The 11564-nt window shown below is 36.1% G+C and carries 8 protein-coding genes and 2 tRNA genes; 6 read left to right on the top strand and 4 right to left on the bottom strand.

Annotation, left to right across the window (positions count from 1 at the left end; all coding sequences use genetic code 11):
* Nucleotides 1-72, top strand: a tRNA-Glu gene (locus ACVC7Q_RS07545).
* An 8-nt stretch (nucleotides 73-80) separates the two neighbouring features.
* Nucleotides 81-154: transfer RNA gene (locus ACVC7Q_RS07540), tRNA-Asn, on the top strand.
* A gap of 97 nt (nucleotides 155-251) precedes the next feature.
* Here the strand turns inward: ACVC7Q_RS07540 and ACVC7Q_RS07535 are convergent.
* Nucleotides 252-2819, bottom strand: a complete 2568-nt coding sequence (locus tag ACVC7Q_RS07535; protein WP_447265428.1) for a YfhO family protein — start codon at nucleotides 2817-2819, stop codon at nucleotides 252-254.
* A gap of 52 nt (nucleotides 2820-2871) precedes the next feature.
* Nucleotides 2872-4494 carry an ATP-binding cassette domain-containing protein gene (locus ACVC7Q_RS07530; RefSeq protein WP_447265427.1) on the bottom strand — a complete coding sequence of 541 codons (1623 nt, stop codon included), beginning with the start codon at nucleotides 4492-4494 and terminating at the stop codon, nucleotides 2872-2874.
* A 205-nt stretch (nucleotides 4495-4699) separates the two neighbouring features.
* On the opposite strand from ACVC7Q_RS07530, the gene trpS reads away from it, so the two are divergent.
* Together trpS and guaB are read left to right on the top strand one after the other, a co-directional pair.
* Nucleotides 4700-5728, top strand: a complete 1029-nt coding sequence (gene trpS, locus ACVC7Q_RS07525; protein ID WP_003002236.1) for a tryptophan--tRNA ligase — start codon at nucleotides 4700-4702, stop codon at nucleotides 5726-5728.
* Nucleotides 5729-5870: 142 nt separating this feature from the next.
* The gene (gene guaB, locus ACVC7Q_RS07520; protein WP_315375755.1) at nucleotides 5871-7352 is read left to right on the top strand and encodes an IMP dehydrogenase; all 1482 of its coding nucleotides are present in this window, start codon (nucleotides 5871-5873) and stop codon (nucleotides 7350-7352) included.
* Nucleotides 7353-7397: 45 nt separating this feature from the next.
* Here guaB and recF read toward each other — a convergent pair whose 3' ends face one another.
* Complete coding sequence (recF, locus tag ACVC7Q_RS07515; RefSeq protein WP_447265426.1) at nucleotides 7398-8492, bottom strand: DNA replication/repair protein RecF; 1095 nt, start codon at nucleotides 8490-8492, stop codon at nucleotides 7398-7400.
* Nucleotides 8492-8854 (bottom strand): S4 domain-containing protein YaaA, encoded by a 363-nt coding sequence (gene yaaA, locus ACVC7Q_RS07510; RefSeq protein WP_447265425.1) that lies wholly within the window; start codon nucleotides 8852-8854, stop codon nucleotides 8492-8494. Before yaaA ends, recF begins: the two co-directional genes overlap by 1 nt.
* Before the next feature lie 155 nt (nucleotides 8855-9009).
* Here yaaA and yfmF point away from each other — a divergent pair, with 155 nt between their 5' ends.
* Nucleotides 9010-10257 (top strand): EF-P 5-aminopentanol modification-associated protein YfmF, encoded by a 1248-nt coding sequence (gene yfmF, locus ACVC7Q_RS07505; RefSeq protein WP_447265441.1) that lies wholly within the window; start codon nucleotides 9010-9012, stop codon nucleotides 10255-10257.
* A gap of 8 nt (nucleotides 10258-10265) precedes the next feature.
* Entirely contained in the window at nucleotides 10266-11540 is a 1275-nt protein-coding gene (yfmH, locus tag ACVC7Q_RS07500) for an EF-P 5-aminopentanol modification-associated protein YfmH (protein ID WP_447265424.1), read from the top strand.
* Nucleotides 11541-11564: the final 24 nt, after the last annotated feature.

Here is an 11564-nt window from a genome sequence, read left to right as displayed (position 1 = left end):
GGTCCGTTGGTCAAGGGGTTAAGACACCGCCTTTTCACGGCGGTAACACGGGTTCGAATCCCGTACGGACTATATCTCATTCCGCCATAGCTCAGTTGGTAGTAGCGCATGACTGTTAATCATGATGTCGTAGGTTCGAGTCCTACTGGCGGAGCTAGTATAGCACCCATTTGGGTGTTTTTTTGTTTTGAAAAAAGGCTAGGATAATTGCTATCCTAGCCTTCTATTTATAAAAACGATAGTCATATTTCTTAGCTTTTTCGTCTTTTTATCTGTCTCCATTCGTAGAGGAAAAAGAGAACGATTCCAAGGAAAAAGGCAATGAGTCCTTCAACGAAGCCTTGAGGAACAAATGTTAAAGTGACTGTTCCAGATCCTTTTGGAACACGAACTCCCATTAATCCTTTCTGGATACGATGAATGTGGATAGGTTTCCCATTTTGTTTAGCTGACCAGCCTTTATCATAAGGCAGTGTAAAAATCAGAGTAGTATCTCTATTTGCGTTATAGGCTGCCACCAATTTATTTTTCTTTTTGTGAATAGCAACTTCTTGCTGACGAATGGTGGTGATAGCTTGTATATATTGGTCGAGATTTAGAGCAAAAAATTCTGGTGTATCAAAGGAAACCGTCGAATTTTCTGGGAAACTCATACGAATAGTAACCGTTTCCTCTGTGTCAAAATAGCCAATCGAAAAGAATGGAAAGGCATTATCAATGGTATAGCGTTGGGTCTGTCCATTGTAGTCGATTTCAATATCTTTTCGATCATCATTTGAAAAATGTAAATTTGGAACATTGACATACAGTTGACTATGGGCAGGAACCGTTACTTCATATTGAATACTTGCGTAGGATAGATGACTATCTTCTTCAATTTTTGCAGTTTGCAACGAAGATGTACTATTTTGTGAAGTAGGCGAGAGAATATTTAATTTCTTATAAAATTTATATTTTTTATCTGTGATTTGATGGATGAATCGTGTTTGATTATCCAGTGTTAAATTTGTAAAGGAAGCATTTTTATAAGTTTTTGCTGACAAAAAGGCGATTGGTAAGGCATATTCATTTTCTGAAAGTGAGACTCCGTTTTTAGTTGCAATCTCTTTAAATCCAAATTTTTGAACAGGTTGTTTGCTCAAATTATAGCGAACACCAAATAGACTATCCATTAAAATAGAATTATTTTGGTACCGAAGATTGAGGTTGGTTCCTTCAGATTTAAATCCAAGTTTGTCCAATGTCGAGCTAGCATCCGTATTTCGTACAGATGAAAATTGAGAAATTCCATTATAACCATACTTCATGCTATCATTGCCTGTTTGTGGCTGTAGAATCTCAGTCCGATAATTTGAGTCAGTCTTTCCTCTTACTAAGGATTGGATAGCTTTTAAGTCGCGTTCGTAGGATGACCGAGAAGCAAAGACCCATTCATTCGCAATTCCTTCTATTTGATAATAACTATTCACCGATAATTCAAAGATGGAGAAAAAAAGGATTGAAAGATAGAAAAGTCTAGGCGGTATTTTTTTTAAGATAAAACCTAAACACACTAAATAGAAGGCGATTAAAAATTCAAAAGTAACAATGAAATTGACAGCATCTAAAAATTTATAGTGACTGCTGAAAAGGACAGTTGCTCCAAATCCTAGAATAAGGAGGAAACTAGCAAGACTAAAACGAATCCAAGTGATCTCCTCCATTCGATTTAGAACTTCTCCTGCCATTAGAATAATCGTCAAAGAAAAAATCCAAGAGTATCGATGAAGAAACATATTTGGCGCGTGCATACCTTGCCAAAGGAGATCTAATATTTGAAAACGAAAACTCAAAACAAGAAAGGTCAATAGTATAAAGTAAGAAAGTTTCACGTGAAACTTGATCGACTTTACAAAGAAAAAGGTGATTGCTAGTAGCAGTGGAAATAGCCCTACGTAGATCATTGGAATGGATCCATATTTAGTAGTGTCAAAACTTCCAATAAAATTTTTTGCAAATACGTCAAGATACCAACTTTTTTCTGTAAAGATACTGTCAACCTTTGAAAAATTTTCTCCATGAGTGCGTAAATCTAAGAAGGTTGGATATAACATCACAAGACTTGTTATAACTGATAAAAGAGATACAATCACAAAATGGAAGAAACGTTTTCCAATTTCCTTTATGTTCCATGACAGTTGTGTCAAGTACCATAAAATGAGAAAAATAGACATCATAAACCCAAAATAATAATTTTGGATAAACAAGCTGGTTAAGCTGATAAAATAGAGAATCTCTCCCTCATTGTGAATTAATTTTTTGAATCCATAAAGAATCAATGGTGCTAAGATAAAAACATCTAGCCAAGTTTTAATTTCAATTTGACTAATGGCAAAGCTCATCAGAGCAAAGGATGTTGAAAGGGTGAGAACCAGGCTTCTAGGGATTTTAGAAAACATCCCATGTAGACTAATATAAGTACTCAGACCAATTGCACCAAATTTTAGAAGAGTGATGAGATAAACAGCATTCGGCATGGATTGTGCATTAAAGAAGTAGACAAGAGGAGAAAAGAAACTTCCTAGATAATAGCTACTAAGTGCATAGAAATTAATACCTAATCCACTTTGAAAATTATAAAATAGGCTATCTGTCCCATGTAAAATATTTCGAAGTGTGGTATCAAAAATGACATACTGATGATAACCATCTCCTAATAATGGGGATGTATCACTGTTCCAGTAGATTCCTTGTGAGAGGTAAATACAGAACATCATGATAGCTGGAATCAGGAAAGAAGATACTATAAAAAGGGATGTTTTTAGCTTTGTTTTATTCATATATTTCTACTGAAAGAGCCTGAAATCATTATTTCAGGGCTCTTTATTTTTATTATTGACTCCAAAGTTCTTTCACTTTTGCTTGAACTTCTTCATTTTCAAGAAACTCATCATAGGTTTCATCAATGCGATCGATCACGCCGTTTTTTGAAAGAACGATAATATGGTTGGCGAGTGTTTGAATGAATTCGTGGTCATGGCTGGCAAAGATAATTGATTCTTTAAAATTCTTCAATCCATCATTCAAACTTGAAATAGACTCCAAATCCAAGTGATTGGTTGGATCATCTAGCACAAGAACGTTTGATTTAAGGAGCATCAATTTAGACAACATGACACGAACTTTTTCTCCTCCTGACAAGACGTTGACAGACTTGTTAACTTCGTCACCTGAAAAGAGCATCCGTCCTAAGAAACCACGAAGGAAAGTGTTGTCATCTTCTTCTTTACTTGCAAATTGACGAAGCCAATCAAGAATACTTTCACCACCAGCAAAATCTCGACTGTTGTCCTTGGGTAGATAAGAACGACTAGTTGTGACCCCCCACTTAACAGTTCCTTCATATTCAATATCATCCATCAATGCACGGATCAAAGCGGTTGTTTGAATATCGTTCTGTCCGATAAGAGCGGTTTTATCACCAGGACGCAAGATAAAGCTGATATTGTCAAGGATGGTTTCTCCGTCGATCTTGACAGAAAGATTTTCAACTGTCAAGAGATCGTTACCGATTTCTCGTTCCGCCTTAAAGTTGATAAATGGGTACTTCCGACTAGATGGAACAATTTCTTCTAACTCAATCTTGTCAAGCATTTTTTTACGAGATGTTGCTTGTTTTGATTTTGAAGCGTTGGCTGAGAATCGTGCGACAAACTCTTGCAATTGTTTAATTTTTTCTTCAGCTTTTGCGTTTCTATCTACTTGTAATTTTGCTGCAAGTTCAGAAGATTCTTTCCAGAAATCATAGTTTCCGACGTAAAGTTTAATTTTTCCAAAGTCAAGATCTGCCATATGGGTGCAGACTTTATTCAAAAAGTGGCGGTCATGGGATACAACGATAACCGTATTTTCAAAATCAATCAGAAAATCTTCTAACCAGGTAATGGATTGAATATCGAGACCATTGGTTGGTTCGTCTAAAAGAAGGACATCTGGTTTACCAAAAAGTGCTTTAGCTAGGAGAACTTTCACTTTATCTCCGTTAGCTAACTCGCTCATCGTTTGATAATGAAGGTCTTCTGAAATATTTAGATTTTGAAGCAATTGAGATGCTTCACTTTCTGCTTCCCATCCACCGAGTTCGGCAAATTCACCTTCAAGTTCAGCTGCACGAACGCCGTCTTCATCAGAAAAATCTTCTTTCATGTAGATAGCATCTTTCTCTTTCATAATGTTGTAGAGCTTTTCATTTCCCATAATGACAACATCGATGACCCGTTCGTCTTCATAGTCAAAGTGATTTTGACGCAAAACGGACAAACGTTCATCAGGACCGAGAGAAATATGACCAGTTGTTGGTTCAATATCTCCAGCTAAAATTTTTAAAAAGGTTGATTTTCCAGCACCGTTGGCACCGATAAGACCGTATGTATTTCCTTCTGTAAAGTTGATATTGACATCGTCAAACAATTTTCGATCACTAAAACGTAGTGAGACGTCTGATACTGTAAGCAATGATATTCTCCTCTTTCTATAATGTCTTCATTTTACTAGAAAATAGGGGAAAATTCAACTTTTTTAGTGTCAATTTATTTTTACAATTTTGTAAATTTAGTTGACAAGATAGTAAAGTGTTATTTCGTCACAAACATAGAGGGAAGACTAACATTTTCAACTAGAAAGTGCTATAATGATAGGGATAACGATTAAGGAGAAGAGTATGACAAAACCCATCATTTTGACAGGAGATAGACCAACAGGAAAACTTCATATTGGCCACTATGTAGGTTCTTTAAAAAATCGCGTCTTGCTACAAAATAAAGACGAATATAATATGTTTGTTTTTTTGGCAGATCAGCAAGCTTTGACGGATCATGCAAAAGATCCAAAAACGATTGTGGAGTCTATTGGAAATGTCGCTTTGGACTATCTTGCAGCTGGACTAGATCCTGAAAAAGTAACGATTTTCATTCAAAGTCAGATTCCTGAACTGGCAGAATTGACCATGTACTACATGAATCTGGTATCTTTGGCACGACTTGAAAGAAACCCAACTGTAAAAACCGAGATTTCTCAAAAAGGTTTTGGTGAGAGTATACCTACAGGATTTTTGGTATACCCTATTTCGCAAGCAGCCGATATTACGGCATTTAAAGCGAATTTTGTTCCGGTAGGAAATGACCAAAAACCAATGATTGAACAAACTCGTGAGATTGTTCGTTCCTTTAACCATGCTTACAATACAGATACTTTGGTGGAGCCAGAAGGGATTTATCCTGAAAATGAAGCAGCAGGGCGCTTACCTGGTTTAGATGGAAATGCTAAAATGTCTAAATCGTTGAATAATGGAATTTACCTAGCTGATGATGCAGATACTTTAAAGAAAAAAGTGATGAGTATGTATACTGATCCGGATCATATTAAAGTAGAGGATCCAGGAAAAATCGAAGGAAATATGGTATTTCATTACCTGGATGTATTTGGCCGTCCAGAAGATGCAGCTGAAATTGCAGAAATGAAAGAACATTATCAACGTGGTGGACTTGGTGATGTAAAGACCAAACGATATCTTTTAGAAATTTTAGATCGTGAATTAAGACCAATTCGTGAAAGACGCCTTGAGTTTGCAAAGGATATGGGGGAAGTATACTCTATTCTTGAAAAAGGAAGTGAGCGCGCTCGAAATGTAGCAGCTCAAACACTGGATGAAGTAAAATCTGCGATGGGAATTACCTATTTTAAAAAATAAAACGACTTCATTAATAGCGAACATTTCTTTACTGTTCATTGATAATTTACCAATAAATGATTGACAAATTGCGATAGAATGGTATGATATTAACAATAAAAATTCGAGCCTTGCTCAATAAAAAGAAAAGAGGATCCAGCTAATGTCTAATTGGGACACAAAGTTTTTAAAAAAAGGGTTTACATTCGATGACGTGCTTTTGATTCCAGCAGAAAGTCACGTATTGCCTAATGATGCAGATTTAAGTACACAATTAGCAAGTAATTTACGCTTGAATATCCCAATCATTACTGCCGCAATGGATACAGTGACAGAAAGTCAAATGGCAATTGCAATGGCACGTGCTGGTGGACTTGGTGTGATCCATAAAAATATGTCAATTGAGCAACAAGCAGATGAAGTACGCAAAGTAAAACGTTCTGAAAATGGTGTTATTATTGATCCTTTCTATTTGACCCCATCTCATACAATTTTAGAAGCAAATGAGCTCATGGGACGATACCGCATCAGTGGTGTTCCGGTTGTTGAAACACTTGAAAATCGTAAATTAGTTGGTATTCTTACCAATCGTGACTTGCGCTTTATTTCTGATTACAATCAACCCATTTCAAATCATATGACAAGTGAAAACTTGGTAACTGCACCGGTTGGAACTGATTTAGAAACAGCTGAACGTATTCTACAAGAGCATCGTATTGAAAAATTACCATTGGTAGATGAAAATGGTCGTCTTTCTGGCTTGATTACAATCAAAGATATTGAAAAAGTTATTGAGTTTCCAAATGCGGCTAAGGATGAATTTGGTCGTTTGCTTGTGGCTGGTGCCGTAGGAGTTACTTCAGATACTTTTGAACGTGCAGAAGCTCTTTTTGAAGCTGGTGCAGATGCTATTGTCATCGATACTGCTCATGGACATTCTGCAGGTGTTCTTCGCAAGATCGCAGAAATTCGTGCTCACTTCCCAGATCGTACCTTGATTGCAGGAAATATTGCAACAGCTGAAGGTGCGCGTGCATTATTTGATGCAGGGGTAGACGTAGTTAAGGTCGGAATTGGTCCAGGATCAATCTGTACAACTCGTGTTGTTGCAGGGGTTGGTGTCCCTCAAGTTACTGCTATTTATGATGCAGCCGCTGTAGCTCGTGAATATGGAAAAACGATCATTGCTGATGGTGGTATCAAGTATTCAGGAGATATTGTCAAAGCACTCGCAGCTGGTGGAAATGCGGTTATGCTTGGCTCAATGCTTGCAGGTACAGATGAAGCACCAGGTGAAACAGAAATCTTCCAAGGTCGTAAATTTAAAACATACCGTGGTATGGGATCTATTGCAGCAATGAAGAAAGGTTCTAGCGACCGTTACTTCCAAGGATCTGTCAATGAAGCCAATAAATTGGTTCCTGAAGGAATTGAAGGACGCGTTGCTTATAAAGGTTCTGTAGCAGATATGGTCTTCCAAATGATCGGTGGTATTCGTTCAGGTATGGGTTATGTTGGTGCAGCAACCATTCAAGATTTACATGATCATGCACAATTTGTTGAAATGAGTGGCGCAGGATTGAAAGAAAGTCATCCTCATGATGTGCAAATTACAAACGAAGCTCCTAACTACTCGGCACAATAAATTTACACGTTTGTAAATAAAAATAACAGCATCTTGACAATTTTGTCAAGATGCTGTTTTGATATGGCCCGCTTGAACAGTGAAAATTTTCAACTCTTCAGGCAGTTCTTTTAAATGATCGAGAGTTGTCGTTGTAATAAATGTCTGAATATTATTAGAGATGGTTTCAAGTAATTGAAGTTGACGATAATTGTCAAGTTCACTCATGACATCGTCAAGTAATAAAATAGGCTTTTCTCTTGTGATTTCTTCCATCAATTCGATTTCTGCTAATTTTAGAGAAAGAACAACACTTCGATGCTGACCTTGACTGCCAAAGGTAGCATTCATATTATTGATAAAAAATGCCAAGTCATCCCTGTGAGGTCCAATACTTGTTGTTTTCCTAAAAATATCCTTCTGACGATTTTTTTCCAACATATAGAGAAACTGCTCCTCTATATTATTTACTTCTTCAGAAAAAACAGTTGACTGATATTGAATTAATAGATCTTCTTTGTTGTTAGAAAGTCGAGTGTGTTTTTCTTTTGCTTTAGCTTCTAATTTTTTTATAAAATCAAGTCGATGATGGATGACGCGACTTCCAAAACTAGCTAGTTGTGAATCTAACACCTCCAAAAATGTAGCATCAATTTTTTCTGAATTTTTTAGGTAACTATTTCTTTGTTTGAGAACATGGTTGTATTGAGATAAGTCCGATAAGTAGATAGGTTTCATCTGACCTAATTCAATGTCAATAAACTTTCGACGTCCTGCAGGTGATCCTTTGATCAGTTGCAAATCTTCAGGTGCGAAAAGTACAACATTCATATGGCCAATATAGTTCGATAATTTGGCTTGTTTTAAATGATTTACCTTAGTTATCCGACCTTTTGGTGTCAAGGAAATTTCTAATGGAAGTGGGCCAGTTTCCCTTTGTAATTGACCAGAAACTTTAAAATCAGTGGATTCAAAATAGATAAGATCTCTATCATTTCTTGTTCGATGACTTCTAGTTAAAGCCAGAAAATAAATTGATTCGAGAATATTGGTCTTCCCTTGAGCATTTTGACCTAAGAAAATATTTAATCCAGGATGAAACTCGACTTCAAGCTCTTGATAATTACGAAAATGTTGAATGGATAACTGTTTTAACCACATTACGAGATACCAGGAAAGCGAATCGCTTTTTCCTTTTTGTTAATCTTTGTCGGTTCTTTCTTTTGTTGTTGATTGAGCTGCTTGACAAGCTTAGCAACACGTTCTTTTTCTTCCCTTTCTTTGAGATGCTCTTCTATTTCCTCTTGAGAAGGTCCGAGAATGGTGATAGTCATGTTCAGTTCAGGGATGTCAATTTGATCATTGACACGAAGTTTACGGCCTCTCCGTTGTTCTAATTCACCATTAACAAAGACTTCTTTTTCTTGAAGAAAGGCTTTGATTGCACCACCGCTCTGTATAATACCAAGTTCTTTTAAGATAGCTTGCAATGTAATAAAGTCATCAAATAATTTGTAATTCATAGTTCACCTCTTTGCGTGTTATTATACCATATTTTTAGTTTATCTAGGGTAGAGAATGTTGAGTGATTTGAGAAGCTTTTTCACAGTTTGAATTAGGATTTTAGTGTGATTTCGTGTTATAATGAAAGTTACTATTGAGTAGAACGAGGATGAAAATGGAATTAGTAAAGGGCGTGAATCTTCACTTTCTTCAATCAAAAAAATTTAAAACCAATAAAATTAAGGTCCGTTTTTCATCGCCATTAGATGAAAATACCGTGGCGGCGCGTGTTTTAGTAGCCTGTATGATGGAAACTGCAAATCAAAAATATCCAACTTCTCAATTATTCCGTGAAAAATTAGCGAGTCTATACGGGGTAGAATTGTCAACCTCAGTCTCTAAGAGGGGGCGTGTTCATTATGTTGATTTGAATATTTCCTTTGTGCGCGATGACTTTTTGAGCAAGAAAAATGTTCTTACTGATGAGGTTTTGGACATTATAGAAGCTATCTTCTTTTCACCTTTGGTAGTAGCAGATCACTTTGACAGTGATACATTTGAGGTTGAAAAGAAAAATACGATTTCCGATTTGGAGTCAGAAATTGAAGAGCCTTATTATTATGCCCATGGGCAATTGAATCAACTATTTTTTGAAGACGAAACAATCGGGATGTCAAGATTGGGAAAAGTAGATTTAGTGAGACAAGAGACAGCTCAAACTTCTCTTTCACAGTTTCATCAGATGCTTCATTTCGATAACATTGACTTCTTTTTCATAGGCGATTTTAATGAAGTCGCTATTGTAGATCGAGTGAATAGTTTTGAATTCAAGCCACGTGATAACCATTTATCTGTCAATTATCAACAACCTTTTACAAATGTCGTTAGAGAAAAGTTAGAGCAAAAACAAAATCAACAATCTATTTTAGAATTAGGTTACCATTTTTCTACCCAGTATGGAGACCCTCTCCATATTCCACTTGTTGTATTGAATGGGATGCTTGGAGCATTCTCACATTCAAGACTTTTTCAAACAATTCGTGAGAAAGAAGGTCTCGCTTACACCATCTCTAGCCATTTTGATATTTTCACAGGCTTTATGAGAGTTTTTGCAGGTATCGATAAGGAATCTCGTACGAAAGTAATGACCTTGATTATGCGACAGTTGAATGATTTAAAACGAGGTAAGTTTACAGATTCAGAGCTTCGATTGACAAAAGAAATGTTGGTGAATACGACCTTATTAGCACAGGATCGACAAAATACCTTGATTGAAAGGGAATATCTGAAAACGATCCTAGGAACGAAGGTACTTTCCTTAGAAGAATGGTTAGAATCCATAAATAAGGTTAGTAGAGAGGAAATTATTGAAACGGCAAAAACAATTAATTTACAGTCTGTTTATTTTATGGAAGGAAAGTAGTGTAAAGATTGAAAATTAAAGAAAAATATTATGAATCAGTTGGTGAGCAGGTTTACTTTACACGCTTGTCAAACGGGTTGACCATTCATTTAGTTCCAAAAGAAGATTATTATGAAACCTATGGAATGATCACAACTAAGTTTGGTTCAGTGGACACACGAATTCTAGTGAATGGGGATGAAAGAAAATATCCTGCAGGAATTGCTCATTTTCTAGAACATAAAGTGTTCGAAGATGAAAAAGGCCAAGATTATCTAAAAAAATTCGTTCATTTAGGATCGGAAAGCAATGCCTTTACAAGCTTTACAAAGACAAGTTATCTTTTCTCAACAACTTCAAAAGTCCCCGAAAATATTCAATTGTTATTGGAGATGGTTTCAAAAGCTTCCTTTACAGAAAAATCTGTATCTAAGGAAAGAGAGATCATTCAACAAGAGATTGGAATGTATCAAGATAGTCCAGACTATCGATTATTTTTTGGTGCTTTAGAAAATTTATATCCTGGGACACCGTTAGCAGACGATATTGCTGGGACGAGGGAATCTATTTCTAACATTACAATAGATAATCTCCGTGAAAACTTCGACCTATTCTATCATCCCTCTCAAATGCACTTATTAGTGATCGGAAATTTTGATGTTGATGAAGTATTGCAAGTAGTAAAGGAATATGATCTGACTCCTCCTCAACCTTCTATTGAGTTAGAACGTTTTCCTGTAGAAAAAAATGAAGTGAAATTGAATCAATCCTGTAGAATGGAAGTTGCTACTCCTAAGTTGGCAATTGGAATTCGAGGAAATGATATCATTAAGGAAGAGGAAAAATTTCGCTATAAATTGATGTTAAAATTACTATTTTCGATGATGTTTGGTTGGACCTCACAACGGTTTCAAAGTTTATATGAAGCTGGGAAAATTGACAACTCATTGACACTTGAAGTGGAGGTTGAAGAATTGTTTCATTTCGTCGTCTTGACAATGGATACTCGAGAACCGGTCTCCTTATCTCATCAATTTAGATCAGCTATTAAACAATTTGATAAGGATCCGGATGTGAATCAGGAACATTTAGATACGATTAAAAGCGAAATGTTTGGTGATTTCTTACAAGGTTTAAATTCGCTTGAGTATAGTGCAACTCAGTTTGAATATTTTTCAGACGGTAGCACTTCTTATGATCTTCCAAAGATTTTACAAGGTATTAGTTTACAAGATATCATCAAATTAGGTCGTCAGTTCATCGACCAGGCTGAAATGGTTGACTATATGATTTTTCAAAAGTAGTAAACAATGTATCAAGAAGGGAAA

Source organism: Streptococcus sp. W151 (assembly GCF_053010205.1).
Note: the sequence above shows the minus strand (reverse complement) of the source record. Positions and strands in the feature narration are given on the sequence as shown.

Bases quoted from the DNA above. Each gene is read 5' to 3' on its own strand.
- ACVC7Q_RS07535 (WP_447265428.1), bottom strand. From the start codon at position 2,819: ATGAATAAAACAAAGCTAAAAACATCCCTTTTTATAGTATCTTCTTTC.
- trpS (WP_003002236.1), top strand. From the start codon at position 4,700: ATGACAAAACCCATCATTTTGACAGGAGATAGACCAACAGGAAAACTT.
- guaB (WP_315375755.1), top strand. From the start codon at position 5,871: ATGTCTAATTGGGACACAAAGTTTTTAAAAAAAGGGTTTACATTCGAT.
- recF (WP_447265426.1), bottom strand. From the start codon at position 8,492: ATGTGGTTAAAACAGTTATCCATTCAACATTTTCGTAATTATCAAGAG.
- yaaA (WP_447265425.1), bottom strand. From the start codon at position 8,854: ATGAATTACAAATTATTTGATGACTTTATTACATTGCAAGCTATCTTA.
- yfmF (WP_447265441.1), top strand. From the start codon at position 9,010: ATGGAATTAGTAAAGGGCGTGAATCTTCACTTTCTTCAATCAAAAAAA.